The organism is Rhodococcus opacus (assembly GCF_012396235.1).
Taxonomy (GTDB): domain Bacteria; phylum Actinomycetota; class Actinomycetes; order Mycobacteriales; family Mycobacteriaceae; genus Rhodococcus_F; species Rhodococcus_F opacus.
In genome coordinates this window covers 1-26,291 of record NZ_JAAXPA010000018.1, presented here as the reverse complement: position 1 = coordinate 26,291, position 26,291 = coordinate 1, and the positions used below count along the sequence as shown (strand labels likewise).

22 protein-coding genes and 1 pseudogene are annotated in these 26,291 nt (G+C 68.1%); 13 read left to right on the top strand and 10 right to left on the bottom strand.

The genetic code is table 11. From position 1 onward, the window contains the following. Nucleotides 1-70 precede the first annotated feature (70 nt). Entirely contained in the window at nucleotides 71-3,607 is a 3,537-nt protein-coding gene (gene dnaE, locus HGB39_RS22925) for a DNA polymerase III subunit alpha (RefSeq protein WP_005260238.1), read from the top strand. Between the two features lie 3 nt (nucleotides 3,608-3,610). Here the strand turns inward: dnaE and HGB39_RS22920 are convergent, their stop codons facing one another. Next, nucleotides 3,611-3,847, bottom strand: coding sequence for a hypothetical protein (locus tag HGB39_RS22920; protein WP_005260239.1), 237 nt, complete (start codon nucleotides 3,845-3,847; stop codon nucleotides 3,611-3,613). Between the two features lie 171 nt (nucleotides 3,848-4,018). On the opposite strand from HGB39_RS22920, the gene HGB39_RS22915 reads away from it, so the two are divergent. The 3 genes from HGB39_RS22915 to ilvA are packed head-to-tail and all read left to right on the top strand — an operon-like array spanning nucleotide 4,019 to nucleotide 7,679. After that, nucleotides 4,019-4,453: a nitroreductase family deazaflavin-dependent oxidoreductase gene (locus tag HGB39_RS22915; protein WP_005260240.1), complete on the top strand. Its 435-nt coding sequence runs from the start codon at nucleotides 4,019-4,021 to the stop codon at nucleotides 4,451-4,453. A 54-nt stretch (nucleotides 4,454-4,507) separates the two neighbouring features. Continuing rightward, the gene (locus HGB39_RS22910) at nucleotides 4,508-6,283 is read left to right on the top strand and encodes a pyruvate dehydrogenase (RefSeq protein ID WP_064080911.1); all 1,776 of its coding nucleotides are present in this window, start codon (nucleotides 4,508-4,510) and stop codon (nucleotides 6,281-6,283) included. 43 nt (nucleotides 6,284-6,326) lie between these two features. Next, nucleotides 6,327-7,679, top strand: coding sequence for a threonine ammonia-lyase IlvA (gene ilvA, locus HGB39_RS22905; protein WP_039951284.1), 1,353 nt, complete (start codon nucleotides 6,327-6,329; stop codon nucleotides 7,677-7,679). Nucleotides 7,680-7,683: 4 nt separating this feature from the next. Here ilvA and HGB39_RS22900 read toward each other — a convergent pair whose 3' ends face one another. After that, the gene (locus HGB39_RS22900; RefSeq protein ID WP_005260248.1) at nucleotides 7,684-8,208 is read right to left on the bottom strand and encodes a TetR/AcrR family transcriptional regulator; all 525 of its coding nucleotides are present in this window, start codon (nucleotides 8,206-8,208) and stop codon (nucleotides 7,684-7,686) included. Nucleotides 8,209-8,335: 127 nt separating this feature from the next. Between HGB39_RS22900 and HGB39_RS22895 the strand changes: the two genes are divergently transcribed. Then, on the top strand, nucleotides 8,336-9,901 hold the full coding sequence (locus tag HGB39_RS22895) for an MFS transporter (RefSeq protein WP_005260249.1): 1,566 nt from the start codon (nucleotides 8,336-8,338) through the stop codon (nucleotides 9,899-9,901). On the opposite strand, the gene treZ is transcribed toward HGB39_RS22895, so the two are convergent. Beyond that, nucleotides 9,868-11,601 carry a malto-oligosyltrehalose trehalohydrolase gene (treZ, locus tag HGB39_RS22890; protein ID WP_005563003.1) on the bottom strand — a complete coding sequence of 578 codons (1,734 nt, stop codon included), beginning with the start codon at nucleotides 11,599-11,601 and terminating at the stop codon, nucleotides 9,868-9,870. The two genes, HGB39_RS22895 and treZ, sit on opposite strands and share 34 nt — an antisense overlap. 40 nt (nucleotides 11,602-11,641) lie before the next feature. Beyond that, complete coding sequence (locus HGB39_RS22885) at nucleotides 11,642-11,791, bottom strand: hypothetical protein (RefSeq protein WP_005260252.1); 150 nt, start codon at nucleotides 11,789-11,791, stop codon at nucleotides 11,642-11,644. A gap of 109 nt (nucleotides 11,792-11,900) precedes the next feature. Between HGB39_RS22885 and HGB39_RS22880 the strand changes: the two genes are divergently transcribed. Both HGB39_RS22880 and HGB39_RS22875 read left to right on the top strand, forming a co-directional pair. Beyond that, nucleotides 11,901-12,089, top strand: coding sequence for a DUF1918 domain-containing protein (locus tag HGB39_RS22880; RefSeq protein WP_005563004.1), 189 nt, complete (start codon nucleotides 11,901-11,903; stop codon nucleotides 12,087-12,089). A gap of 91 nt (nucleotides 12,090-12,180) precedes the next feature. Then, nucleotides 12,181-12,807 carry a TetR/AcrR family transcriptional regulator gene (locus tag HGB39_RS22875; RefSeq protein WP_005563005.1) on the top strand — a complete coding sequence of 209 codons (627 nt, stop codon included), beginning with the start codon at nucleotides 12,181-12,183 and terminating at the stop codon, nucleotides 12,805-12,807. Between the two features lie 10 nt (nucleotides 12,808-12,817). On the opposite strand, the gene HGB39_RS22870 is transcribed toward HGB39_RS22875, so the two are convergent. The 4 genes and pseudogenes from HGB39_RS22870 to HGB39_RS22855 form a co-directional block, all read right to left on the bottom strand. Beyond that, complete coding sequence (locus HGB39_RS22870) at nucleotides 12,818-13,759, bottom strand: NADP-dependent oxidoreductase (RefSeq protein ID WP_005563006.1); 942 nt, start codon at nucleotides 13,757-13,759, stop codon at nucleotides 12,818-12,820. Between the two features lie 54 nt (nucleotides 13,760-13,813). Next, a complete protein-coding gene (gene treY, locus HGB39_RS22865) occupies nucleotides 13,814-16,171 on the bottom strand; it encodes a malto-oligosyltrehalose synthase (RefSeq protein WP_005563007.1) in 2,358 nt (785 codons plus the stop codon). 13 nt (nucleotides 16,172-16,184) lie between these two features. Beyond that, entirely contained in the window at nucleotides 16,185-18,440 is a 2,256-nt protein-coding gene (gene glgX, locus HGB39_RS22860; RefSeq protein WP_005563008.1) for a glycogen debranching protein GlgX, read from the bottom strand. A 51-nt stretch (nucleotides 18,441-18,491) separates the two neighbouring features. Next, nucleotides 18,492-19,786: pseudogene (locus HGB39_RS22855) on the bottom strand (adenosylmethionine--8-amino-7-oxononanoate transaminase). Between the two features lie 77 nt (nucleotides 19,787-19,863). Here HGB39_RS22855 and HGB39_RS22850 point away from each other — a divergent pair. Next, nucleotides 19,864-21,006 carry an 8-amino-7-oxononanoate synthase gene (locus HGB39_RS22850; protein ID WP_005563010.1) on the top strand — a complete coding sequence of 381 codons (1,143 nt, stop codon included), beginning with the start codon at nucleotides 19,864-19,866 and terminating at the stop codon, nucleotides 21,004-21,006. Further along, on the top strand, nucleotides 21,003-21,698 hold the full coding sequence (gene bioD, locus HGB39_RS22845) for a dethiobiotin synthase (RefSeq protein WP_005563011.1): 696 nt from the start codon (nucleotides 21,003-21,005) through the stop codon (nucleotides 21,696-21,698). The genes HGB39_RS22850 and bioD overlap by 4 nt, the downstream gene beginning before the upstream one ends. Nucleotides 21,699-21,708: 10 nt before the next feature. Here the strand turns inward: bioD and HGB39_RS22840 are convergent, their stop codons facing one another. Together HGB39_RS22840 and HGB39_RS22835 are read right to left on the bottom strand one after the other, a co-directional pair. Beyond that, on the bottom strand, nucleotides 21,709-22,083 hold the full coding sequence (locus tag HGB39_RS22840; protein ID WP_005260275.1) for a VOC family protein: 375 nt from the start codon (nucleotides 22,081-22,083) through the stop codon (nucleotides 21,709-21,711). A 25-nt stretch (nucleotides 22,084-22,108) separates the two neighbouring features. After that, complete coding sequence (locus HGB39_RS22835; protein WP_005563012.1) at nucleotides 22,109-22,495, bottom strand: VOC family protein; 387 nt, start codon at nucleotides 22,493-22,495, stop codon at nucleotides 22,109-22,111. A 173-nt stretch (nucleotides 22,496-22,668) separates the two neighbouring features. On the opposite strand from HGB39_RS22835, the gene HGB39_RS22830 reads away from it, so the two are divergent. From HGB39_RS22830 to HGB39_RS22815, 4 genes are all read left to right on the top strand, one after another. Beyond that, nucleotides 22,669-22,953: an Rv0250c family protein gene (locus tag HGB39_RS22830; protein WP_005247567.1), complete on the top strand. Its 285-nt coding sequence runs from the start codon at nucleotides 22,669-22,671 to the stop codon at nucleotides 22,951-22,953. Further along, nucleotides 22,950-23,774 carry a succinate dehydrogenase subunit SdhC gene (sdhC, locus tag HGB39_RS22825; RefSeq protein ID WP_005260277.1) on the top strand — a complete coding sequence of 275 codons (825 nt, stop codon included), beginning with the start codon at nucleotides 22,950-22,952 and terminating at the stop codon, nucleotides 23,772-23,774. Before HGB39_RS22830 ends, sdhC begins: the two co-directional genes overlap by 4 nt. Before the next feature lie 21 nt (nucleotides 23,775-23,795). Beyond that, nucleotides 23,796-25,730 carry a fumarate reductase/succinate dehydrogenase flavoprotein subunit gene (locus HGB39_RS22820; RefSeq protein WP_120660706.1) on the top strand — a complete coding sequence of 645 codons (1,935 nt, stop codon included), beginning with the start codon at nucleotides 23,796-23,798 and terminating at the stop codon, nucleotides 25,728-25,730. 1 nt (nucleotide 25,731) lies between these two features. Beyond that, nucleotides 25,732-26,291, top strand: a 560-nt coding sequence (locus tag HGB39_RS22815) for a succinate dehydrogenase/fumarate reductase iron-sulfur subunit (protein ID WP_168442945.1), incomplete at its 3' end; no start/stop codon positions are given.

Genomic DNA, 26,291 nt, shown 5'->3' with positions numbered 1-26,291 from the left:
CGTCGGCGACCGGTGCTGTCGGTCCGAGGGCCTACACTCGTGAGGCTCCCAGACCTTCAGAGAGGCGCACGTGGCTGACTCGTTCGTACATCTGCACAATCACACCGAGTACTCGATGCTCGACGGTGCGGCCAAGGTCGGCCCCCTGTTCGAAGAGGCCGAGCGACTGGGGATGTCGGCGGTCGGCATGACCGACCACGGCAACATGTACGGCGCCAGCGAGTTCTACAACGTGGCGAAGAAGCAGGGCATCAAGCCGATCATCGGCATCGAGGCGTACATCGCGCCCGAGTCCCGCTTCAACACCAAGCGCGTGCTGTGGGGCGACCGCAGCCAGAAGTCCGACGACGTCTCCGGTAGCGGCGCGTACACCCACATGACGATGGTCGCGGAGAACGCGACCGGTCTGCGGAACCTGTTCAAGCTGTCCTCGCTCGCGTCGATCGAGGGCCAGCTCGGCAAGTGGGCGCGGATGGACGAAGAGCTCATCGCCACCCACCACGAGGGCATCATCGCGACCACGGGCTGCCCGTCCGGTGAGATCCAGACCCGGCTGCGACTCGGCCACGACCGCGAGGCGCTCGAGGCCGCCGCCAAGTGGCAGGAGATCTGGGGCAAGGACAATTTCTTCCTCGAGCTGATGGACCACGGACTGTCGATCGAGCGACGAGTGCGTGAGGGCCTGCTCGAGATCAGCAAGAAGCTCGAGATTCCGCCGCTCGCCACCAACGACTGCCACTACGTCACCAAGGAAGCCGCGGAGAACCACGAGGCGCTCCTCTGCATCCAGACCGGTAAGACGTTGTCCGACCCCACCCGGTTCAAGTTCGACGGCGACGGCTACTACCTGAAGCCGGCCGCGGAGATGCGCGCGCTGTGGGACGACCAAGTGCCCGGCGCGTGCGACAACACACTGCTGATCGCCGAGCGGGTCCAGTCGTACGACGACGTGTGGGCGCACCACGACCGGATGCCGATCTTCCCGGTCCCCGAGGGCGAGACGCAGGGCACCTGGCTGCGCAAGGAGGTCATGCGCGGACTGGACCGCCGGTTCCCCGACGGACCGCCCGAGGAGTACCTCGCCCGCGCCGACTACGAGATCGGCGTCATCCTCGAAATGGGTTTCCCCGCCTACTTCCTCGTCGTCGGCGACCTCATCAACCACGCGCGGGAGGTCGGCATCCGCGTCGGCCCCGGCCGAGGCTCGGCGGCCGGTTCGCTCGTCGCCTACGCGATGGGCATCACCAACATCGACCCCATCCCGCACGGCCTGCTGTTCGAGCGGTTTTTGAACCCCGAACGCGTCTCCATGCCCGATATCGATATCGACTTCGACGATCGCCGTCGCGGCGAGATGGTGCGCTACGCGACGGACAAGTGGGGCAGCGACCGCGTCGCCCAGGTCATCACGTTCGGCACCATCAAGACGAAGGCGGCCATCAAGGACTCCGCCCGAGTCCAGTTCGGCCAGCCCGGTTTCGCGATCGCCGACCAGATCACGAAGGCGCTGCCGCCGCCGATCATGGCCAAGGACATCTCGGTTTCCGGCATCACCGACCCGAACCACGAGCGCTACAAGGAAGCGGTGGAGGTTCGCGCCCTCATCGACTCCAACCCGGACGTCGCGAAGATCTACCAGACGGCCAAGGGGCTCGAGGGCCTGATCCGTAACGCCGGCGTTCACGCCTGCGCGGTGATCATGTCGTCCGAACCGCTGATGGACGCGATTCCCGTGTGGAAGCGCGCCCAGGACGGTGCCATCATCACCGGCTGGGACTACCCGTCGTGCGAGGCCATCGGCCTGCTGAAGATGGACTTCCTCGGACTGCGGAACCTCACCGTCATCGGTGACGCCATCGACAACATCAAGGCGAACCGGGGGATCGACCTCGATCTCGACACCCTCGCGCTCGACGACCCGGCCACGTACGAACTGCTCTCCCGCGGAGACACTCTCGGCGTGTTCCAGCTCGACGGGAGCGCGATGCGCGACCTGCTGCGCCGCATGCAGCCCACCGGCTTCGAAGACATCGTCGCGGTGCTCGCTCTGTACCGGCCCGGTCCGATGGGCATGAACGCGCACAACGACTACGCCGACCGCAAGAACGGGCGGCAAGAGGTCAAACCCATCCACCCGGAGCTCGAGGAGCCCCTGAAGGAGATCCTGGCCGACACGTACGGCCTGATCGTCTACCAGGAGCAGATCATGCAGATCGCTCAGAAGGTGGCCGGGTATTCGCTCGGACAGGCCGACATTCTCCGCCGAGCCATGGGTAAGAAGAAGCTCTCGGTGCTGGAGGAGGCGTATGCCGGCTTCCGCGAGGGCATGCTCGCCAACGAATTCTCCGAGCCCGCCATCAAGGCGCTGTGGGACACCATCCTCCCGTTCGCCGGGTACGCGTTCAACAAGTCGCACGCGGCCGGGTACGGCCTGGTGTCGTTCTGGACCGGGTACCTCAAGGCCAACTATCCGGCCGAGTACATGGCCGGTCTGCTCACCTCGGTCGGTGACGACAAGGACAAGGCCGCCATCTACCTCGCGGACTGCCGCAAGATGGGTATCACCGTGCTGCCGCCGGACGTCAACGAATCGGAGGTCAACTTCGCCTCCGTCGGTGAGGACATCCGGTTCGGCATGGGCGCCGTCCGCAACGTCGGCGCCAACGTCGTGGGCTCGATCATCAAGGCGCGCAAGGAGAAGTCCAAGTTCGTCGACTTCTCCGACTACCTCAACAAGATCGACGCCGCCGCCTGCTCCAAGAAGGTCACCGAATCGCTGATCAAGGCAGGCGGGTTCGACTCGCTGGGTCATCCGCGCAAGGGACTCATGCTCGTCCACGCCGACGCCATCGACGCGGTGATGGGCACCAAGAAGGCGGAGGCGATCGGACAGTTCGACCTCTTCGGCGGCGACGACGCCGACGAGTCGATCTCCTCGGTGTTCAACGTGAAGATCCCCGAGGAAGAGTGGGACTCGAAGCACCGGTTGGCGCTGGAACGGGAAATGCTGGGACTGTACGTGTCCGGGCACCCGCTCAACGGCGTCGAACACGTGCTGTCGGCGCAGTCCGACACCGCGATCCCGACCATCCTCGAAGGCGACATCAAGGACGGCACCCAGGTCACCGTCGGCGGGATCCTCGCGTCGGTGAACCGGAGGATCAACAAGAACGGTCTCACCTGGGCGTCCGCGCAGCTCGAGGATCTGACCGGTGGTATCGAGGTGCTGTTCTTCCCGCAGGCCTACTCGGTCTACGGGATGGATGTCACGGAGGACTCCGTCGTGCTCGTCAAGGCGCGAGTGTCGATTCGTGACGATCGGATCTCACTCATCGCCAACGACCTTGCGGTGCCGGATCTCTCGGCAGTGGGGGTCGCGAAGCCGCTGGCGGTCAGTCTGCCGCTGCGTCAGTGCACCAAGGACAAGATCGGCGCGTTGCGTCAGGTGCTCACGCGCCATCCGGGCACGTCGGACGTCCACGTGCGGTTGATCGGCGGCACCGAGGTCACGTTGTGGAAGGTCGACGACGTGCTCCGGGTGGAACCGTCGTCGGCGTTGATGGGCGATCTCAAGGCGCTGCTCGGACCGAGCTGCCTGTCCGTGTGACGGCTAGGGGCGCGGCGGGAAGAGGCGCCGCGCCCACCACACCACGACGGCCACCGCGGCGGCGGTGAGTACGGCCGCCTGCAGCGTCTGGGTGACGACGAGGATCGTGACGAAGACCAGCAGAGCGACGGCCAGCGCTTCGAGCTTGTAGAGGGGCCATTCGGCGCCGGCGATGTCGACGGTCCGGGCGGGGCCGCGGCGGCGAACCTCGCGGCGCACCCATGCGTCGTGTGTCGTCATCGCAGGTCACCTCACTGGCGCGGGTCGGGGGAGCGGACGTCCCCCGCGTGGGATCAGGGTACTCGGAACCCGGAGTTCGGCGCAACGAACAATCGGATGCGGTTCTTCGCATGTGCGCTCGTTCGGTGGAATCGGTGGCGCGTTGTCGCGGATCAGGTGTTGACTGGACGCATGCCACTCACAGGTGAATACGAGCCCAGTCCGTCCAAGTGGGCAGCAGATCAGGCCGAGTTGATGGAATCCACCGATGGAGCCGAGGGCACGACGCTGGGCGGCAGGCCCGTCGTCCTGCTGACCACGCGCGGCGCGAAATCCGGCAAACTCCGCAAGACGCCGTTGATGCGTGTCGAACACGACGGGACGTACGCGATCGTCGCCTCGCTCGGCGGCGCACCCAAGAACCCGGTCTGGTACTACAACGTGAAGGCCGAGCCGCACGTCGAACTCCGCGACGGCTCGACCACACAGGACATGGTGGCCCGTGAGGTGACGGGCGAGGAGAAGACCGCTTGGTGGGACCGCGCCGTCGCCGCGTTCCCGGACTACGCCGAGTATCAGAAGAATACCGATCGGGAGATCCCGGTGTTCGTGCTCGAACCCGCCTGACGCCCGCACTGCCGCTGTCCTTCGCCGTTCGACCGTCCCCCGACCGGAGGCCCGATGAGAGCGAAAACCGTTGCCGATCAGCTGGTACGTCAATTACAGGACGCCGGCGTCCAGCGGATCTACGGAATCGTGGGCGACAGTCTCAATCCCGTCGTCGACGCGGTCCGGCGGTCGGGTGGCGCGGCGAAGGGTGGAATCGACTGGATCCACGTGCGTCACGAGGAGGCCGCCGCGTTCGCCGCGGCAGCGGAGGCGCAGGTCACCGGCAAACTGGCGGTGTGCGCCGGCTCGTGCGGTCCGGGAAATCTGCACCTGATCAACGGTCTCTACGACGCGGACCGCTCGGGGGCGCCCGTACTTGCGATCGCGGCGCAGATCCCGAGCGAGCAGATCGGTCTCGGCTTCTTCCAGGAGACCCACCCGGACCGCCTGTTCGTCGAATGCTCCCGGTACGCGGAGCTGATCGGCAGTCCCGCCCAGGCGCCGCGCGTGACGGCGTCCGCCATCGCGCACGCGACCGCGCTGTCCGGTGTCGCGGTGATCACCCTTCCGGGCGACATCGCGGACCGCCCCGCCGAGGGGAAGGCGCCGTCGGTGCCGCACACCGGCGTACCGGCGATCGTGCCCGACCAGGCCGACGTGCAGGCGCTCGCCGACGCCGTGAACGGGGCGGGAAAGGTCGCGATCTTCGCCGGCGAGGGCGTGCGGGAGGCTCGCGAGGAGCTGCTGAGCCTGGCCGACGCGATCGGTGCGCCGATCGGCCACACGCTCCGCGGGAAGGAATGGATTCAGTACGACAACCCCTTCGACGTCGGTATGACGGGACTGCTGGGATACGGGGCGGCCCACGACGGCATGCACGGCGCCGACCTCCTGCTGCTCGTCGGAACCGACTTCCCGTACAACCAGTTCCTGCCCGACGGAGTCCGCACCGCGCAGATCGACTGGGCCGCACAGCGAATCGGCCGGAGAACGAACGTCGACCTGGCCGTGCACGGCGACGTGGCGAGCACGCTGCGTGCCCTAGCCCCGTTGATCCGGCGGAAGGACGATCGCCGATTCCTCGACGACATGCTCGAGAAGCACCGGACGCTGATGAACAAAGTGGTCGGTGCGTACACGAAACCCGCGAAGCAGCGCATCCCGATCCACCCGGAATATGCGGCGTCGATCCTCGACGACCTCGCCGCCGAGGACGCGATCTTCACCACCGACACGGGAATGTCGAACGTCTGGACGGCGCGCTACCTGACGCCGAACGGGTCGCGGCGTTTCCTGTCCTCGGCCCTGCACGGATCGATGGCGAACGCCCTGCCGCACGCGATCGGCGCCCAGGTGTGCGCGCCGGGCAGGCAGGTGGTCTCCGTGTCGGGCGACGGCGGGCTGTCGATGCTGCTGGGAGAACTGGTGACGGTCGCGATGTACCGGCTCCCGGTCAAGATCGTGGTGTTCAACAATTCCACTCTGGGCATGGTCAAGCTGGAAATGCTGGTGGACGGGCTGCCGGATTTCGGGGTGGACGTCGCGCCCGTCGACTACTCGGCGGTGGCGTCGGCACTGGGCATCTTCGCCCGCCGGATCGAGGATCCGGCCGACATCGAATCGGGTCTGCGGCAGGCGTTCGATCACGACGGACCGGCGCTCGTCGATCTGGTCACCGACCCGCTGGCGTTGTCGCTGCCGCCGACCATCACGGGCGGGCAGGTCACCGGTTTCGCGTTGGCGCTGTCGAAGATGGTGATGAACGGCGGTGTCGGCGAGGCCGTGAAGATGGCGAAGTCGAATGTCCGCAACGTGCCGCGACCGTCCCAGTTCGATCCGCGCGGCTGAACCCGACTGGTATCCCATGGCTGGAGAGTGGGAACATATCCGGGTGTCCACATCGCCCGATACCGCAGCCCAGAACATCACCTCGCCCCTGACAGTGGGCGACATCGACGCTGCCATCGAGCGAATTTCCCACGTGATCGACGCGACCCCGCTGCAGCGGAGCGAGCGCCTGTCGTCGCTGACCGGCGCGAACGTCTACCTCAAGCGCGAAGACCTGCAGGTCGTCCGCTCCTACAAGCTGCGCGGCGCCTACAACCTCATGGCCCAGCTCGATGCCGGCGAGCGTGCGGCCGGAGTGGTGACGGCCAGCGCGGGCAACCATGCGCAGGGCGTCGCATTCGCCTGCCGGACAATGGAAATCACGGGCCGCATCTACGTTCCGTCGAACACCCCCAAGCAGAAGCGTGACCGCATCCGCGCGCACGGCGGCGAGTTCGTCGAGCTGATCCTGACGGGGGAGACGTACGACGCCGCTGCCGCTGCGGCCGCGGCCGATGTGCGGCGGACGGGCGCGACTATGGTGGCGCCGTTCGACGACGCCCGTACCGCGGCCGGACAGGGCACCATCGCCGCCGAGATCCTCGCGCAGCTCGGTGCGGCCCCCGATTCCGTGCTGGTCCCGGTCGGTGGCGGCGGATGCATCGCCGGCATCGCCACGTATCTGCGTGCGCACGCACCCAATGCGGCCATCGTGGGGGTGGAGCCGACGGGGGCGGCGTCGATGACGGCGGCCCTGGTGGCCGGTGGGCCCGTGACGTTGACGGAGATCGACCCGTTCGTCGACGGCGCGTCGGTGAAGCGGGTCGGCGACCTTCCCTACGCCGTGGTGTCCGCCCTCGGCGCCGAGGTCGCGACGCACACGTCGCTGGGCCAGTCCGACCGGTCGACCACGATCCGGCTCGATCCCGAGAGCTTCGTGATGGCCAACCTCGACGAAGGTGCGTTGTGCACCACGATGCTCGAGCTGTATCAGAACGAGGGCATCATCGCGGAGCCCGCGGGCGCCCTGTCGGTGGCTGCCCTCGGCAACATCACGTTCGAGCCGGGTTCCACGGTGGTGTGCCTGATCTCCGGGGGCAACAACGACGTCTCGCGGTACGGCGAGATCCTGGAACGCTCGCTGGTGAATCTCGGCCTGAAGCACTATTTCCTCGTCGATTTCCCGCAGGAGCCGGGCGCGCTGCGCCGCTTCCTGGACGAGGTGCTCGGGCCCGAGGACGACATCACCTTGTTCGAGTACGTGAAGCGCAACAACCGGGAGACCGGTGCCGCCCTGGTGGGTATCGAGCTGGGGAAGGCCGAGGGGCTCGGCGACCTGCTCGAGCGGATGGAGCAGTCCCGGATGCAGGTGGAACGCCTGGAGCCGGGGAGCCCCGCGTACCGCTACCTCACCTGAGCCGCTACTTCTGCAGCAGCCGCGCGACCACCTTGTTGTACAGCTCGGGCTCGGGCATGGGGAGCCCGAGCAGTGCGGACAGGTAGATCCCGTCGCCGACGAGCCGCACGATCTCGGCCTGCACGGGGTCGTCGATCTCGCTCTGGAGACCTTCGTCCCAGCCGCGCATCACCTCGGTGACGGCTTTCTGGATCTCGTCGTGCTGACCGTCGACGCTCCGTAGCGCGGCGATGGTCGAACGATAGAGGGCGAGTTCCTCGGTGGTGCTCGCGTCGGGAACCTGCAGATACCACTCGGACAGCGAGGTGCCGCCGGAGACGGCGTCGGCGAGCTGGGCGTCCGCCCGTTCGCCGAGCCGGCGCACCATGGCGGCGAGCAGCGCTTCCTTGCTGGGGAAGTGGTAGAGCAGTCCGCCTTTGGACACCCCGGCCTCCGTAGCGACCGCTTCGAGGGTCACCTGGGCTATCCCCACGTCGAGCAGCAGCTTCTCGAGGGCGTCGAGTATTCGATCGCGCGTACCGGCAGCCATGAAGAGGGACTGTACCCGGGAAATAACTTTACCGTCCGGACGGTTCACGGTAATTTAACGGAACTGTACCGGCTGGACGGTTCATCACCGTGTCAGTCTCTCGAATCGGAAAGTCGCAGGAAGATAAATGTCTGTCTCCACGGATCGCGGGATCAACGACGCCTACGGCGCGCCAGGTCAGTCCTCCGCATCACGCCGAGACTGGCTCGGATTGGTCGTCCTGGCCTTCGCCGTCCTCCTGATCGCCGTCGACGGCACCGTGCTCGACCTCGCACTGCCGTTCATCAGCGCCGACCTCGAACCCAGCAGCACGCAGCTGCTGTGGATCATCGACGTCTACTCGTTCGTCCTCGCCGGCCTGCTCATCACGATGGGCACGCTCGGCGACCGGATCGGGCGGCGTCGCCTGCTGCTCCTCGGCGCCGCCGGATTCGGCATCGCCTCGCTGATCGCGGCGTGGTCGCCGACACCCGAGATGCTGATCGCGGCCCGCGTTCTGCAGGGAATCTCGGGTGCGACGCTGATGCCCGCGACACTCGGTCTGATCCGCACGATCTTCGTCGACCCGCGCCAGCGGACCCTCGCCATCGGCGTGTGGGGTGCGATGGCCGGTGGCGGCACCGCGGCGGGCCCGCTGATCGGCGGCTGGCTGCTCGAGCACTTCTGGTGGGGCTCGGTGTTCCTGATCAACATCCCCGTGATGCTGGTTCTGATCGCCGTGGGACCGCTCGTGATCCCCGAGTCGAAGGACCCCGCCCCGGGACGCTTCGACCTGCTCAGCGCGGCGCTGTCGATGACGACGATGCTGCCGTTGGTGTACGCGGTCAAGGAGACCGTGGTGCACGGTGTCGACCCGGTGCTCCTCGTCGTCGGACTCGTCGGCGTCGTGTCCGGTGTGGTGTTCGTACGCAGGCAGAAGGCGATGAAGGACCCGATGATCGACATCGGCCTGTTCGCCAAGCCGGCGTTCTCGACCGCCGTCCTCACCAATCTGCTGTCCATCTTCGCGCTGGCCGGTGTGCTGTTCTTCGGCTCGCAGTACCTGCAGTTGGTGCTGGGCAACAGCGCATTCGAATCCGGTGTGCTGATGTTGCCCGGCATGCTGATGAGCGCGATTACCGCACTCGCGGCGGCCTGGATGGTGCGCCGGTGGGCCACCTCGCACGTGCTCGGCGGCGGTCTCGCGATCGCGGCTGTGGGTGCGGCACTGATGCTCACGCTCGGTGTGGACGGCGCCCCGACGATGTTCGTGATCGGCTTCGGCCTCGCAGGCGCCGGTGTCGGTATCGCACTGACCCTGACGTCCGACCTCGTGGTCAGCGCCGTCGAGCCCGAACGGGCCGGCGCCGCCTCCGCGGTGTCCGAGACCGCATACGAACTCGGCATCGCACTCGGCGTCGCGGTGCTCGGCAGCGTCGTCATGGCGATCTTCCGGAACGGCCTCGACACGTCGATGCTGCCGCCGGAACAGGTCGAGCCCGCCCAGGGCACGCTCGGCGCCGCCGTCGCGGAGGCCCAGCACCTGCCCGAGGCGGCCCGGTCGGTGTTCCTGGAGTCCGCGCAGTCGGCGTTCGTCGACGGCATGCACGTCGCCGCCGGCGCGACGGCCGTGATCCTGTTCGCGACCGCCATCCTCGTCCTGCGGATGCTGCGCGACCGTCAGGGTGAGCTGTCGAGCACCACGAACGAGTGACCCGGTAGCACCGTCGCCGACGCAGTCTCGTCCTGAGTCGGCGGCTCCCACCACAGCACGGGGGAGCCGCCGACCGGGACGCTCACCGGTTCGGCGCCCAAGTTGCACGCGAGACGAAGCGCACCGCGGTGCACCACGATCCACTGCTCCGCCTCGTCGTAGTCGACGGACAGGTTCTCGAGCCACGGATCCGTCAGCTCGGCGCGGTCCCGACGGAGGTGCAGCAACGAGCGATAGCAGTCGAGCAGCCGGGCATGCGGTTCGCGGACCAGTTCGTCCCAGTCGAGCTTCGACCGCTCGAACGTCTCCGGGTCCTGCGGGTCGGGAACATCGTCCGTGCTCCAGCCGTGCTCGGCGAACTCGGCCTTACGCCCCTCCGCCGTCGCCCGCGCGAGTTCCGGTTCGGGGTGGGAGGTGAAGAACTGGAACGGGGTGCTCGCCCCCCACTCCTCACCCATGAACAGCATCGGCGTGAACGGCGAGCACAGCACGAGCGCGGCCTTCACGGCGAGCTGCCCGGAATCGAGATACGTGCCGGGACGGTCGCCGACCGCCCGGTTGCCGATCTGATCGTGCGTGCACGTGTACGTGACCAGCGAACTGGCCGGGGTCCGGCGGGTGTCCAGCGGCCTGCCATGGGTGCGACCGCGGAACGTCGAGAACGTGCCCGCGTGGAACCACCCCTGGCGCAGGGTGTCGGCGAGGCAGGCCATCGAACCGAAATCTCCGTAGTAGCCCTGTCTCTCGCCCGAGACGGCGGCGTGGATGGCGTGATGCACGTCGTCGTCCCACTGGGCGTCGAGGCCGCAGCCGCCTGCCGACCGCGACGTGATCAGGCGCGGATCGTTGAGGTCGCTCTCGGCGATGAGCGTCAGCGGCCGCCTCAGGTGCGCGGACAGCCTGCGGGTCTCGATGGCCAGGTCCTCGAGAAGGTGGGTGGCGGTGTGGTCGACGAGCGCGTGGACCGCGTCGAGGCGCAGCGCGTCGATGTGGAACTCGCGGAACCACCGCAGCGCGTTGTCGATGATGTAGCGGCGGACCTCGCCGCTGTCCGGTCCGTCCAGATTGATGCTCCGGCCCCACGTGTTGGCGCCCTGCGCCAGGTACGGCCCGTACCGGTCCAGGTAGTTTCCCGACGGTCCGAGGTGGTTGTACACGGCGTCGAGGACCACGCCGAGACCGCGGGCGTGGCACGCGTCGACGAGGGTCTGCAGACCGTCCGGTCCGCCGTAACCCTCGTGCACCGTGTACCAGAGAACCCCGTCGTATCCCCAGTTGTGGGTCCCGTTGAACCCGTTGACGGGCATCAGTTCCACGAAATCGACGCCGAGGGCGACGAGATGGTCGAGCTTGGCGACGGCAGCCGCGAACGTGCCCTCCGGGGTGAACGTGCCGACGTGCAATTCGTAGACGACGGAGCCGGCGAGCTGCCGCCCGGTCCACCGCGAGTCGGTCCAGAGGCTCTCGTCGAGCGTGTGGAGCTGCGACGGACTGTGGACTCCGTCGGGCTGGCGCGGTGACCGGGGATCGGGAAGCGGGGTGTCGCTGTCGTCGAGGACGAACGCGTACCGGGAATCCGGCGACGCGTCGACGTCGGCTCGCCACCATCCGTCCGGTGACGGGGTCATGTCGTGGCGTCGGCCGTCGACCTCCACAGAAACGGATTCCGGAATCGGGGCCCATACCTCGAATGTGTGCACCCGATCAGCATGCCTCGACGCGGCGGGCCGCGCAGGACAGTCAGCTTTCGGGCGTGCCGGAGTCCTCGACCTCCTCGATGATCTCGGCGCCGAGAACGGACAACCGGTGTTCCTCGGCGTCCTGCACGGTGCCGAAGTCCTGCTCCTCGAGTACGTTACGGTCCTTGTCGAGGTATCGATACGTAGCCATGTCCCCACGATGGCACACGCCGGCAGAGATGGCGGCGAGTCGGCCCTTTCGCCCCGGTTCCGGAAGTAGCAAGCTGGGAGTACGGACTCGAACGTCGCGAGGAGCAGACATGCACGTAGCAGTGGGAGACCGGTTGCACGTTCAGGGCAGGGTGGTCGGAGTGCACGAGACGACCGCCGAGGTCGTGGAGGTACACGGAGAGAACGGCGCACCGCCCTATCTCGTCCGGTACGACGACGGCCACGAGGCGCTCGTGTTTCCCGGATCCGATGCCTGGGTGGAACACCCGAAGTCGTAGGTATCGGGCGTTTCGCCTGGTCGATGCGCGGCGAATCGCTGTGCCACATTGGTTGCACGATTGATGTATCGAATGCGTCTATCGTGAGCCCATGCCCGAAACGGCCAAGAGGCCCTACAGTTCGCCGCTGCGAGCGGAATCGGCGCGCCGGACCCGTCTCCTCGTCCGGGACGCCGCGGCCCGGCTGTTCATCGACCGCGGATACGTCAGCACGACGGTGCGGAACGTGGCCGAGGCCGCCGGGGTGTCGACCCGCACGGTGTTCACCGCGTTCCCCGGTGGCAAGGCGGAACTGTTCCACGAGGTACTTCACGCCGCCATCGAGGGTGATACCGCCGCGGCCCACACGCCCGTGCCCCGGGACGGCGACCCCGTCGAACGGATCCTCGACCAGATGGTGGGATTCAGCACCGACGTCATGGAGCGGGCCGGGACCCTGATGACGACGTCGATCGAATCCTCGGGAGCGGACGACGACATGCGGCGGTTCGCCGACGAGGGGGCGCGGGCCTCGGCCGAGAATGCGATGACGCTCGCCGAGGGACTCGCCGCGCACGAACTGCTGCGTCCCGAGATCTCCGTCCAGCGGGCCGCCGACGTGCTGTTCACGGTCGTGTCGCCGCAGGTGTACTCGATGCTGCGCCGGCAGTGCGGGTGGGACGTCGACGAGTACCGGAACTGGGTGAAAGCGACGATCCGGGCGAGTCTGCTCCACTGATGGGGCGCGCCTACGGCAGCAGGATGAATTTGCCCGCCGCGTGCGGCTTCCGAAGATCGGCGTGCGCGCGCGCCGCCTCGGACAGCGCGTACGTGCGCGCGACGCGCACCCGCACGTCGCCGTTGCCCGCGAGGTCGACGAGGAAGACGCGGGCCCGCTTACGCGGTTCCATCCCGTCCGGCCCCCGCGCGCCGACGATCCGGAAGCCCGCTTCGGCAGGCCGGGGCCCGGGGACGGTCGTCACCAACCGCGACCGGTCCCGCACCAGTTCCACGGAGACGTCGATCGACTCGTCACTGCCCGCGGTGTGGATGACGGCGTCCACTCCGTCGGGCGCCAGGACGCGGACCCGATCGCCCAGACCGGCGCCGTAGGACACGGGGGCGGCGCCGAGCGACCGGACGTAGTCGTGGTGCTCGGGGCGCGCCGTGCCGATGATCGTGGCGCCGCGGGCACGCGCCAACTGCACGACGAACGACCCCACGCCACCGGCCGCTCCGTGCACGAGCAGCAGGTCGCCGGCGCCGACGTGCGCCGTGTCGAGGGTGTCGACCGCGGTGGCACCCACCGCGAGAAGTCCGGCAGCCTCGTTCCACGGCAACGACGCCGGTTTCGGGATCACCGAATCACCGGACACGACAAGTCGATCCGCGTACGACTCGGACACCGGATACACGATCACCTCGTCGCCCACCGAGATCGGGCCCACCGGTCCCGCCGCGGCGTCACCCACCTCGGCGACGACGCCCGCGGCCTCGCTGCCCAGCCGCAAGGGCAGGGCGTCCGGGTCGGCGCCGAACGCGCCGCTGTAGAGCTTGTAGTCGATCGGGTTGACCCCGATGGCGCGAACCTCGATCACCACCTCGCCGGGGGCGGGATTCACTGCCTCGGCGTCGACGAGCGCGAGGACCTCCGGCCCTCCGTACGCCCGGGCAACCACACGGCGCGACATACAAGAGCCAGTACCCCTGTGAGTACTTGTTAACCGCGGGCGGTTAACAAGTACTCACAGGGCCAGAAGCGCAACGGGATAGCGGGAGAACAGTGTCGACGTGTCGACTCGGCCGCCGGTGTACGTCGCGGACGTGAGCAGGTCGGTCCAGGTGCCGTCCGGGAGGGAAACGGTGGTGTCGCCCCAGCCGCGTTGCTCCAGGCCGACGGTGTGCCGGGTGGCCAGCGCCACGACGTCCGCGGACGACCCCTGGGGGCCGCGGGCGAAACCGATCAGATGCTGCGCCGCGGTCCCCGACGCGAAGACCGGCGCATAGGTCCCGCCGACGAAGCTGTCCGGACGTTCCCGGCGCAGGCGCAGAGCCGTGCGGACGACGTGCATCTTCGCCGCGCCCGTCGCATCGAGCGGAGGAGTGCCGAGTCCCGCGAGCACGCTCCGTCGCACGTCGTAGTCGACGGGACGGCGATTGTCCGGGTCGACGAGCGAGTCCTCCCACAGCTCGGTTCCCTGGTACACGTCCGGGATCCCCGGTCCGCACAGCTGCAGGAGCTTCTGGCCGAGCGAGTCCGACCAGGCGTGCGGGGCCAGCTGGGTGCACAGTGAACCGAGCGCCTTCCCGACCGTGCCGTCGATCACCGTGTCCAGCCAGCGGTGGAGGTCGCTCTCGAAGTCCTCGTTCACGTCGTGCCACGACGTCCGGGTTCCGGCCTCACGGACCGCTTTCTCCGCGTAGGCGTGGACGCGGTCGCGGAAGTCGGGCACGTCGCCCGCAGCGCGGCCGTCGACCGGCCACACCCCGAACAGGTTCTGCCACAGGAACAGTCCGGTGACGGGATCCGGGCTGGGTGCGATGCGTTCCCACTGATCGACGCATTCGGCCCACAGGTCCGGCACCTGCGACAGGATGCCGATCCGGGCCCGGACGTCCTCCCCGCGCTTGGTGTCGTGCGTCGAGAGCGTCGTCATCGCCCGCGGCCACCGGGTGGCTCGCTCGGCTGCGGCCAGGTGGAATTCGGCGGGGGAGACGCCGACGTTCGCCGGATTGCCACCCACCTCCTGCAGTGACACCAGCCGGGCGGTGCGGTAGAACAGGCAGTCCTCCACGGACTTCGCCATCACCGCACCGCACACCTGCTGGAATCGGGTGGCCGCCTCACCGCCGGCGATCAGGGCGGCGGCGAGGGCGGACAGCGCGTCGGACCGTTGCGGTTCACGCCGCAGGACGTCACCGATCACGCGCTTCGCCAGCCCGGCCAGCGGACTGTAGTCGGACCGGTACACGGGCATGGCCGCGACGACGTCCGCGACGGCGTCACGCAGGTCCGCATCGCCGCAGTCGGTGCCGGTCTCCGCGCGGATCGCACGGACGAGGCGCCGGACCTCGGGGTCGAGGATGGTTCCGGCGACGTCACGTTTGATCGCGGTTTCGTGCTCGTGAATCCACGTCGCGTCACCCCGGTCACCCGTGCGGGACGCCGACAGGGCAGTGAGCGCGGGAGCTCCTGACGTGTCGACGAAGATGCCGCCGAGTTCGGCCAGTGCGTCGTAGCCGGTGGTGCCCGCGATCGGAAGGTGGTCGTCCAGTGGTTCGGTGTGGCCGAGGATCTTCTCGATCACGAGCCACCGGTCCGCGCCGATCAGCCCGCGCAGCCGGTCGAGATACTCGGCCGGATCGGACAACCCGTCGGGATGGTCGATGCGCACTCCGTCGATCAACTCGTCCGCCACCCAGTTCCGCAGTTCGCGGTGCGCGGCCTCGAACACGCGCGGGTCTTCCTGGCGGATACCGGCCAGTTCACTGACCGCGAAGAATCGGCGGTACCCGATGAGCCCGGAGTCCCACGGGACCAGGCGGTAGGACTGCGCGTCGTGCACCGACGCCGGTTCGGCCGCGTCGGTGCCGGGGGCGATCGGGAACCGGAGCTCGTAGAACGCGAGCAGGGGCTCGGGTCCCGAGCGGTCGACGGTGAGGGACTCGAGATCGGCGTCCGATCCGAGGACGGGCAGCGCGAGTCGCCCGCCCGCGCCGTTGTCGTCGCTCCAGTCGATGTCGAAGAAGTCGGCGAACTCGGAGCGGCGACCGTGCGTGAGGACGTCCCACCACCACGCGTTCTCACGCGGATTCGCGACACCCACATGGTTGGGGACGAGGTCGACGACGATGCCCATGCCGCGGCCCCGCAACTCCTGGGCCAGCGCGGCCAGCGCCTCCCGCCCGCCGAGCGCCGGGGACACGCGGGTCACGTCGGTGACGTCGTAACCGTGGGTCGATCCGGTCGTGGCCGTCAGGATCGGCGACAGATAGACGTGGGAGATCCCGAGGTCGTCCAGGTAGTCGGCGACGGCGGCGGCGTCCGCCAGGGTGAAGCAGTCCCCGCGCAGTTGCAGTCGGTACGTGGCCGTGATCGACATCGTCGTCCCCGGCTCAGGCGGTCCGGCGCAGCACGACCAGCGACCGGGCCTCGACCTGCAGCGAATTCCCGGCCTTGATCACCGCTTCCTTCGCCCCCGTCGGGACGGCGGTGTCGAGCACGACCGCCCATTCGTCGGCGTAGTCGGAGTTCGGCGTGGAGAACTCGATCTCTTCGTCGTGCGCGTTGAAACACAGCAGGAACGAGTCGCCGACCACGCGCTCGCCGCGGTGGTTGGGTTCGGGAATGCCCTCGCCGTTGAGGAATACCGCCAGCGACTTCCCGAAACCGCTGTCCCAGTCCTCTGGGGTCATCTCCTCACCGGCTGGGGTGAGCCACGCGATGTCGCGGGTCTGGTCACCGCTGCGGATGGGTGTGCCCTCGAAGAACCGGCGACGACGGAACACCGGATTCTTCATGCGCAGTGCGATCACCCGTTTGGTGAACTCGACCAGGTCGGCGTTGGAGTCCGCCAGCGACCAGTCCATCCACGACAGTTCCGAGTCCTGGCAGTACACGTTGTTGTTGCCCCGCTGGGTGCGGCCCATCTCGTCGCCGTGCGCCAGCATCGGCGTCCCCTGGCTCAGCAGCAGGGTGGCCAGGATGTTGCGGCTCTGCCGCCCGCGCAGATCGAGGATCTCCGGATCGTCCGTCGGTCCCTCGACGCCGCAGTTCCAGGACCGGTTGTGGCTCTCGCCGTCGTTGTTGCCCTCGCCGTTGGCCTCGTTGTGCTTCTCGTTGTACGACACCAGGTCGCGCAGGGTGAACCCGTCGTGGGCGATGACGAAGTTGATGCTCGCGCCGGGGCGGCGCCCGGTCGCCTCGTAGAGGTCGGACGAGCCGGTGAGCCGGGACGCGAATTCGCCGAGCGTCGCGGGTTCGCCGCGCCAGTAGTCGCGGACCGTGTCCCGGTACTTGCCGTTCCACTCCGTCCACAGGCCCGGGAAGTTGCCCACCTGGTACCCGCCCTCGCCGATGTCCCACGGTTCGGCGATGAGCTTGACCTGGCTGACGATCGGATCCTGCTGGACGAGGTCGAAGAACGCGGAGAGCCGGTCGACGTCGTGCAGTTCACGGGCGAGCGTGGACGCGAGGTCGAACCGGAATCCGTCGACGTGCATCTCGGTGACCCAGTACCGCAGCGAGTCCATGATCAGTTGCAGCGTGTGCGGGTGCCGGGCGTTGAGACTGTTCCCGGTGCCCGTGTAGTCCATGTAGTGCTCGGCGTCGCCGTCGACGAGCCGGTAGTAGGCGGCGTTGTCGATGCCGCGGAACGAGATGGTCGGACCGAGGTGGTTGCCCTCGGCGGTGTGGTTGTAGACGACGTCGAGGATGACCTCGATGCCCGCCTCGTGGAACGAGCGGACCATCGCCTTGAACTCCGACACCGCGGCGCCCGGCTTCTCCGCCGACGAATACCCGGTGTGCGGGGCGAGGAAGCCGAAGGTGTTGTAGCCCCAGTAGTTCCGCAGCCCCTTGTCGAGCAGCGTCTGATCGTGCATGAACTGGTGCACCGGCATCAGTTCGATCGCGGTGACACCGAGGTCGACGAGGTGGTCGATGATCACCGGATGCGCGAGGCCCGCATACGTGCCGCGAAGCTCTTCAGGCACACCGGGATGCGTCGCCGTCATGCCCTTGACGTGGGCCTCGTAGATCACGGTGTCGTGGTACGGGTGTTTCGGTGCGCGGTCGGCAGCCCAGTCGAAGAACGGGTTGATCACCACCGTCGTCATCGTGTGGCCGAGCGAGTCGTGTCCGGGCAGTCCCGGCGTCGAGATGTCCTCGGGCTCCGCTGCGAGCTCGGCGGCGTCCTCGGCCTCGATGTCGTCGTCCGAGTCGACGGCCTCGACGGCATCCTCCGATTCCTCCGGGGCGGGCTCGGCGGGCGCGTCGATGTCGTAGGAGAACAGGGACCGGTCTCCGTCGAACTCGCCGTCGAATGCCTTGCCGTAGGGGTCGAGGAGGAGCTTGCTGGGGTCGCAGCGGTGCCCGGCCGCGGGATCCCAGGGACCGTGGATCCGGTACCCGTACCGCTGACCGGGAACGACGGTCGGCAGGTACGCGTGCCACACGTAGCCGTCGACCTCGTCGAGGCGTACGCGCGTCTCCGTGCCGTCCTTCGCGATCAGGCACAGGTCGACCGCCTCGGCGACCTCGGAGAACAAGGAGAAGTTCGTCCCGGCCCCGTCGTAGGTGGCGCCCAGGGGGTAGGCGCTGCCGGGCCACACGGGAATGGGCGTGGTGCCGGTCGACTCGCTTGCTTCCATACCGAGAACACTAGCCCGCGTTCGCGTCGCTCTCAGCTCGACGAGAGCGGGCTATCGGCCCGGGGTGGAGCTCCGTGCGGCAGCAAGCATTCCGGTTGTGATCTTCCGCACGTCCTCGCTGGTGCACACGTACGGCGGCATCGCGTAGATCAGGTTCCGGAACGGCCGCAACCAGACCCCGGCGGCCACCGCGGCGTCGGTGGCGGCACGCATGTCGACGGGTTCGGCGAGTTCGATCACGCCGATCGCGCCGAGCACCCGGACGTCCCGGACGCCGGGGAGTTCCCGGGCCGGTGCGAGTCCCGATTCGAGTTCGCGGCGCACGGCCTCGACCTCGCCTCGCCAGTCGCGCGACAGCAGGAGTTCGATCGACGCCACCGCGACGGCACAGGCGAGCGGGTTGGCCATGAACGTGGGACCGTGCATCAGCCCGCCGGCGTCCCCGGCGCTGATCGTCTCGGCGACGTCGGTGGAACAGAGCGTCGCCGCGAGGGTCATGTACCCGCCGGTGAGGGCCTTGCCGACGCACATGATGTCGGGTCGGGCGCCGGCGTGGTCCGCGGCGAACAGCTCGCCGGTGCGGCCGAAACCGGTCGCGATCTCGTCGAACACCAGCAGGAGCCCGTGCTCGTCGCAGATCCGCCGCAGCTCCGACAGGTACCGGGGGTCGTGGAAGCGCATGCCACCGGCGCCCTGCACCACCGGTTCCACGATGACGGCCGCCAGTTCGTCGGAGTGGGAGGCCACCAGACGCTCGAACTCTGCGACGTACCGCGGGTCGAACTCGCGGGGCGGGGGTCCGGCGAAGACCTGCCGTGCCAGGACGTCCGTCCACAGGGAGTGCATGCCGCCGTCCGGGTCGCAGACGCTCATCGGGGCGACGTGTCGCCGTGATACCCGCCGCGCCAGGTGAGCAGCCGGTGTCGCTCCGGCCTGCCGCGACTGCGCCAGTACTGCAGGCACATCTTGACGGCGACCTCTACGGACACCGAACCGGAATCGGCGAGGAACACCTTGTCGAGTCCGTCCGGGGTGATCTCCACGAGCAGCTGGGCCAGTCGCGCGGCCGGTTCGTGGGTGAGCCCGCCGAACATCACGTGGCTCATCCGCCCGAGCTGCGCCGTCGCCGCCGCGTCGAGGACGGGATGCCGGTAGCCGTGGACCGCGGCCCACCACGAACTCATGCCGTCGACGAGTTCACGTCCGTCGGCGAGAGTGAGGCGCGTCCCGCTCGCCTCGGCCACCACGAGCGGGGTGGTCGAGGCGGGGAAGGCGCCGTACGGATGCCAGAGCAGCGAGGCATCGAGGGACGTGATGTCGTCGACGGACAGGCTCGGGGAGGTCACGGTCTCGACCCTAGCCACCCGAAGAAAACCGGGCCCACCCGGGTTGAACACCGTTCAAGTCGCGTATCGTGCCGGGGGTGAGTACCGACCGCACCTTCACCACCTGGCTCGACGACGTCGAGGACCAGCGGCGCGCCGCGGGACTGCGCCGCGAGTTGCGTCCACGCGCGCCGGGCAACGCGCTCATCGATCTGGCATCCAACGACTACCTCGGACTCGTACGGCACCCGGAGGTGCTGCACGGCGCGATGACCGCGCTGCGCCGCTGGGGTGCGGGGGCCACCGGCTCGCGTCTGGTCACGGGATCGACCACCGAACACGAACTGCTCGAGACGGAACTCGCCGAGTTCGTCGGCGCCGAGGCCGGGCTGGTGTTCTCCTCCGGTTACACCGCGAATCTCGGTGCCGTCACCGCACTGTCCGGCGCCGGATCGCTGATCGTCTCCGACGCGGGCAGCCACGCGTCGCTGGTCGACGCGTGCCGCCTGTCCCGGGCCCGCGTGGCCGTCGCACCGCACGCCGATCTCGACTTCGTCCGCAGCGCACTGGCCACCCGGACGGAGGAGCGGGCGCTGGTCGTCACCGATTCGGTGTTCAGCGCGGACGGTGATCTCGCACCCCTCGTCGACCTCCACCGGGTGTGCCGCGACCACGGGGCGTTCCTCGTCGTGGACGAGGCGCACGGCGTCGGAGTCCGCGGCGCAGGGGGCCGCGGACTCGTGCACGAGGTGGGGCTCGCCGGCGAACCCGACATCGTCGTCACGGCCACGCTGTCGAAGTCGCTGGCCAGTCAGGGCGGTGCGGTGCTGGCGTCGGAGAAGGTGCGTGCGCATCTCGTCGACGCCGCGCGCACGTTCATCTTCGACACCGGACTGGCCCCCGCGGCCGTCGGCGCGGCGCGGGCGGCACTCGCCGTTCTGCGGCGGGAACCGCACCGCGCCGAGTCCGTCCTGGACCGTGCGCGGGATCTCGCGCGGTTCACCGGAGCAGGGGCACCCGAGTCCGCCGTCGTCTCCGTGATCCTCGGCGACCCGCAACGCGCCGTCGACGCCGCAGCCGCCTGCCGCGAACAGGGACTGCACGTCGGCTGCTTCCGGCCCCCGTCGGTGCCGGAGGGCACGTCGCGTCTGCGGCTCACGGCGCGCGCGACGCTCGACGCGGACGAACTGGCGCGGATCGAAGCCGTGCTGACCGACGTCCTGGCGGGAGCGTCGGCGTGAGCATCCTGGTGGTCACCGGCACGTCGACGGATATCGGTAAGACGGTGGTCACGGCGGCGCTTGCGGCGGCTGCACGCGAGGCCGGCCTGTCCGTGGCGGTGTGCAAGCCCGCGCAGACCGGCGTCGCCCCGGGAGAACCGGGCGATCTGGCCGAGGTGACCCGACTGTCCGGCGTGACGGCGGTGGTGGAGCTGGCCCGCTACCCCGAACCACTCGCCCCCGACACCGCGGCCCGGCGCAGCGGGCAGCCGATGCTGCGGTGCGCCGACGTCGTCGAGACGGTCCGCGCACTCGACGACCGGCACGATCTGGTGCTCGTCGAGGGTGCGGGCGGCCTGCTGGTGCGATTGGGCGCCGAGGGCTTCACGCTCGTCGATCTCGCGCGCGCCCTCGACGCACCGGCTGTCGTGGTCGCCGCGGCCGGGCTCGGCACGCTCAACCACACCGAGCTCACGATCCGGGCACTGTCGTCGGCCGGTCTCGCCTGCGCCGGAACGGTGATCGGGTCGTGGCCGGACGAGCCCGGGCTCGCCGAGCGGTGCAATCTCGACGACCTGCCCGCCGTGACCGGGGTCGACGTCGTCGGCTCGGTGCCCGCGGGCAGCGGACGCCTCGGCTCCGCGTCGTTCGGCGCGGCCGCGTCCACGTGGTTCGACGGCACCTGGCTGAAGGCGACGCTCACGGGGCTCTGAGCTGGGGCGGTCAGGATTCGGCGAGCACCGACAGCACGTTGCCGGCGGGGTCGGTGAACCAGGCGATGTCGGGACCGTTGCCGCGCATGATTCCCTTGTCGTCCTGATCGAAACCGTCGTACCGCAGGAACCGGATCCCGCGCTCGGTGAGCGCGTCGACGGCCTTCTCGACGTCGTCGACGGCGAAGTTCAGGATGGTGAACGTCGCCGGCGTGTGGTCGGGTTTGGGATAGATCAGCACCACTGGCCCCTGGGGGAGGTGCAGGCCCAGCAGGCCCATCTCCTCTTCGGTGACCTCGAGGCCCAGGGCGTCGGTGTAGAAGGACTTGGCCGCGGCGATGTCGTCGACGGCGAATCCGCTGAATGCTCTCGCATTGCTCAACATGGCTGTTCTCTTTCCGTGCTGTCGATCAGGACATCTCGGCCCGCGCCTGCGCGCTGAGCTGGATGATCTGGACGTAGTTGCCGTCGGGGTCCACGGCGGTGCCGAACCAGCTGCCGTCACGATCCTCGAGCGGGGACAGCCACGTCGCGCCGAGTTCGTCGATCCGGTCTGCTGCGGCGCGGGCGTCGGTGACCTCGACGTTGAGGAGTACGCGTCCGGGTTCGGGATTCGTGTCGCCGACGTCGTCACGCCGGTCGAGCATGATGTAGAAGCCGTCGAAGTCGAGGACGTCGTAGCCCGGCTCGCCGGGGGTGCGTTCGACCTTCGGCGAGAACGCGGCGGTGTACCAGTCCCGTAGTCGGTCGGGCTGAGTGCTGGCGAGCAGGATGCTTCCGATCGTGGCGTCGGCCATGATGTCCTCCCGGTGGGTGTGCGTTGTCGGTGGTCCTGCAGATATGGACTCGGCCGCCCCGCGAAATTCATCGCCACGGAGTTTCCGAGGTTCCGAAAGCTGCACCGTCCCCTCCGAATGTCGGTAGTGTGATTCGTGTCACGGCTACATCCGGCTGGGTTGGGAGGGGTCACATGTCGACCTCCGAAATGCTCGAATTGAATCGCACCATCGACCGCCTTCGGCGCGCTGTCGGTTCGTTGCGATCGATGTACGGCGACGCCGCATCCGTGCGGCGACTGAGCAACGATCTGGAGCGGCTCGAGATCGACGCGCGGGACCTCGACTCCTCGCCACCGAACGTCGTCCACCGGGAACCGGTGGAGCGAATCAAGGTGTCGGACACCCCGTACGACGCGTCGATGTGGCTCGGTGTCGACGACGAGGGGCTGGGCGGGCTCCACTACGAGCGCGGATGAGCGCGCCGCCGAAGAATCCCGAAAGTGCCGGTGTGGGGGCGCCGACGCGTGCCCGGATCGCGGAACGCACGCTCCGCACCGACCGGTGGTGGCTCGCCCCGCTGCTGACGGTGCTCGGCCTGTCCGTCTTCGTGGTGTACGCATCGGTCCGGTCGTGGGTCCGCACCGCGTACTTCGTCGAGGACTATCACTACCTGACGCCGTTCTACTCGCCGTGCCTGAGCGATTCGTGTGTGCCCGGTTCGAGCGACTTCGGGACACCCATCGGCGAGTTGCCGATGATCATCCCGCTCGGGTTCCTGGTGCTGCCGTTCCTGCTCGGCTTCCGGCTCACCTGCTACTACTACCGCAAGGCCTATTACCGGTCGGTATGGTTCTCGCCGCCCGCGTGCGCGGTCGCGGAGCCCCATCGAACCTACACCGGTGAGACGCGCCTGCCGCTGATCGTCCAGAACGCACACCGCTACTTCTTCTACGTCGCACTCGTCGTCTCGCTGATCAACACGTACGACGCGATCCGCGCGTTCCACGGCGCCGACGGCGGATTCGGAATCGGGCTCGGCACACTCATCATGGTCTGCAACGTGATCCTGCTCTGGGCGTACACCGTCTCGTGCCATTCCTGTAGGCATGTCACCGGCGGCAGGCTCACCCACTTCTCCAAGCACCCGATCCGATACCGGCTCTGGACCTGGGTCAGCACACTGAACACCCGGCACATGCAGCTCGCCTGGACCACCCTCGCCACACTGATCGTCACCGACTTCTACGTGATGCTCGTGGCCAGCGGGACCATCTCCGACCTGCGCCTGATCAACTGACTTCACCGAAGAGGGAGTGGAATGACGGAAGTCGAACGGCACCAGTACGACGTCGTGGTCATCGGTGCCGGCGGCGCCGGACTGCGAGCGGTCATCGAGGCCCGGGAACAGGGCCTGTCCGTCGCCGTCGTCTGCAAGTCGCTGTTCGGCAAGGCGCACACGGTCATGGCGGAGGGTGGCTGCGCCGCCGCGATGGGAAACGCCAACGAGAAGGACACGTGGCAGACCCATTTCCAGGACACGATGCGGGGCGGCAAGTTCCTCAACAATTGGCGAATGGCCGAACTGCACGCCCGCGAGGCTCCCGACCGGGTATGGGAACTCGAAACGTACGGCGCCCTGTTCGACCGGACCCCCGACGGCCGGATCAGCCAGCGCAACTTCGGCGGTCACACGTATCCGCGGCTCGCCCACGTCGGTGACCGCACCGGACTCGAACTGATCCGCACCATGCAGCAGAAGATCGTGTCGCTGCAACAGGAAGATTTCGCCGCCACCGGCGACTACGAGGCCCGGATCAAGATCTTCGCCGAGTGCACCATCTCCGAGCTGACCAAGGACGGCGACCGGATCTCGGGTGCGTTCGGATACTGGCGCGAGAGTGGACGGTTCGTTCTGTTCGAGGCACCGGCCGTCGTGATGGCCACCGGCGGGATCGGCAAGTCGTTCAAGGTGACGTCGAACTCGTGGGAGTACACCGGCGACGGTCACGCCCTCGCCCTGCGCGCAGGCGCCAACCTCATCAACATGGAGTTCGTGCAGTTCCACCCCACCGGCATGGTGTGGCCGCCCAGCGTCAAGGGCATCCTCGTGACGGAAGGCGTCCGCGGCGACGGCGGGGTCCTGAAGAACTCCGAGGGTGAGCGGTTCATGTTCTCGTACATCCCGCCGGTCTTCAAAGGGCAGTACGCGGAGACCGAGGAAGAGGCCGACGGCTGGTACAAGGATTCCGACAACAACCGCCGCACACCGGATCTGCTGCCCCGCGACGAGGTGGCCCGCGCCATCAACTCCGAGGTCAAGGCCGGGCGGCAGACCCCGCACGGCGGCGTGTACCTCGACATCGCCTCGCGCATGCCCGCCGACGAGATCGTCCGGCGGCTGCCCTCGATGTACCACCAGTTCAAGGAACTCGCGGACGTCGACATCACCAAGGAGCAGATGGAGGTCGGGCCCACCTGCCATTACGTGATGGGGGGCATCGAGGTCGACCCCGACAGCGGGTCCTCCAGCGTCGCGGGTCTGTTCGCCGCGGGGGAGTGCTCGGGCGGGATGCACGGCTCCAACCGGCTCGGCGGCAACTCGCTGTCCGACCTCCTCGTGTTCGGGCGTCGCGCCGGACTGGGGGCGGCGGAGTACGTGAAGTCGCTGCAGGAACGGCCGGTCGTCTCCGCGGACGCCGTCGATGCGGCGGCGCGGATGTTGTTGTCGCCGTTCGATCCCGCGGTCGGGGATGGCGGCACCACCGAGAACCCGTACACGCTCCACACCGAACTGCAGCAGACCATGAACGACCTCGTCGGCATCATCCGGAAGGAAGACGAGATCGTCCGTGCCCTGGAGAAACTCACGGAGATCAAGGGCCGCATCGGGGGCGTGGAGGTCGAGGGGCACCGCCAGTTCAACCCGGGATGGCACCTCGCCGTCGACCTGCGGAACATGGTGCTGGTCAGCGAATGCGTCGCGCAGGCGGCTCTGCTGCGCACGGAAAGTCGCGGTGGGCACACCCGCGACGACCACCCGAGCATGGAGGCCGAGTGGCGCAACACTCTGCTGGTGTGCAGCGTGGTCGGCGACATGTCCGCGCATCCCGATTCGGTGGTGCCGGACGTCACCGTCACCCGCGAGCCCCAGCTCCCGATGCGCGCAGAGCTGTTGGAGCTCTTCGACATCGACGAACTGGCCAAGTACTACACCGACGCCGAACTCGCGGAACACCCGGGAAGGAAGGCCTGAGATGGGTTACGACGCGCAGTTCCGGGTCTGGCGCGGCGACGCCGACGGCGGCGCACTCCAGGACTACTCCATTCCCGTCAATGAAGGTGAGGTGGTGCTCGACATCATCCACCGGTTGCAGGCGACGCAAACCCCGGACCTGGCGGTGCGATGGAACTGCAAGGCGGGCAAGTGCGGCTCGTGTTCCGCGGAGATCAACGGCCAGCCACGGCTGTTGTGCATGACGCGGATGTCGACGTTCACGGAAGACGAGGTGGTGACGGTCACACCGCTGCGGGCGTTCCCGGTCATCCGGGATCTCGTCACCGACGTGTCGTTCAACTACGCGAAGGCGCGGGAGATCCCGTCGTTCACCCCGCCGCCGGGGCTCGGGCCGGGCGAGTACCGGATGCAGCAGATCGACGTCGAACGGTCGCAGGAATTCCGCAAGTGCATCGAGTGCTTCCTCTGCCAGAACACCTGTCACGTCATCCGTGATCACGACGACAACAAGCCGGCGTTCTCCGGGCCCCGCTTCTTCATCCGCGTCGCCGAACTGGAGATGCATCCACTCGACACGGC

What these genes read in the sequence shown, in the direction of transcription:
- HGB39_RS22870 (WP_005563006.1), bottom strand. Translation starts at nt 13,759, where the DNA reads ATGTCGCGCCGTGTGGTTGCCCGGGCGTACGGAGGGCCGGAGGTCCTC.
- HGB39_RS22885 (WP_005260252.1), bottom strand. Translation starts at nt 11,791, where the DNA reads ATGGCTACGTATCGATACCTCGACAAGGACCGTAACGTACTCGAGGAG.
- HGB39_RS22840 (WP_005260275.1), bottom strand. Translation starts at nt 22,083, where the DNA reads ATGTTGAGCAATGCGAGAGCATTCAGCGGATTCGCCGTCGACGACATC.
- HGB39_RS22830 (WP_005247567.1), top strand. Translation starts at nt 22,669, where the DNA reads ATGTCGACCTCCGAAATGCTCGAATTGAATCGCACCATCGACCGCCTT.
- HGB39_RS22820 (WP_120660706.1), top strand. Translation starts at nt 23,796, where the DNA reads ATGACGGAAGTCGAACGGCACCAGTACGACGTCGTGGTCATCGGTGCC.
- HGB39_RS22920 (WP_005260239.1), bottom strand. Translation starts at nt 3,847, where the DNA reads ATGACGACACACGACGCATGGGTGCGCCGCGAGGTTCGCCGCCGCGGC.
- treY (WP_005563007.1), bottom strand. Translation starts at nt 16,171, where the DNA reads ATGTCGATCACGGCCACGTACCGACTGCAACTGCGCGGGGACTGCTTC.
- HGB39_RS22880 (WP_005563004.1), top strand. Translation starts at nt 11,901, where the DNA reads ATGCACGTAGCAGTGGGAGACCGGTTGCACGTTCAGGGCAGGGTGGTC.
- sdhC (WP_005260277.1), top strand. Translation starts at nt 22,950, where the DNA reads ATGAGCGCGCCGCCGAAGAATCCCGAAAGTGCCGGTGTGGGGGCGCCG.
- HGB39_RS22910 (WP_064080911.1), top strand. Translation starts at nt 4,508, where the DNA reads ATGAGAGCGAAAACCGTTGCCGATCAGCTGGTACGTCAATTACAGGAC.
- HGB39_RS22895 (WP_005260249.1), top strand. Translation starts at nt 8,336, where the DNA reads ATGTCTGTCTCCACGGATCGCGGGATCAACGACGCCTACGGCGCGCCA.
- HGB39_RS22900 (WP_005260248.1), bottom strand. Translation starts at nt 8,208, where the DNA reads ATGGCTGCCGGTACGCGCGATCGAATACTCGACGCCCTCGAGAAGCTG.
- HGB39_RS22835 (WP_005563012.1), bottom strand. Translation starts at nt 22,495, where the DNA reads ATGGCCGACGCCACGATCGGAAGCATCCTGCTCGCCAGCACTCAGCCC.
- HGB39_RS22915 (WP_005260240.1), top strand. Translation starts at nt 4,019, where the DNA reads ATGCCACTCACAGGTGAATACGAGCCCAGTCCGTCCAAGTGGGCAGCA.
- glgX (WP_005563008.1), bottom strand. Translation starts at nt 18,440, where the DNA reads ATGGAAGCAAGCGAGTCGACCGGCACCACGCCCATTCCCGTGTGGCCC.
- HGB39_RS22875 (WP_005563005.1), top strand. Translation starts at nt 12,181, where the DNA reads ATGCCCGAAACGGCCAAGAGGCCCTACAGTTCGCCGCTGCGAGCGGAA.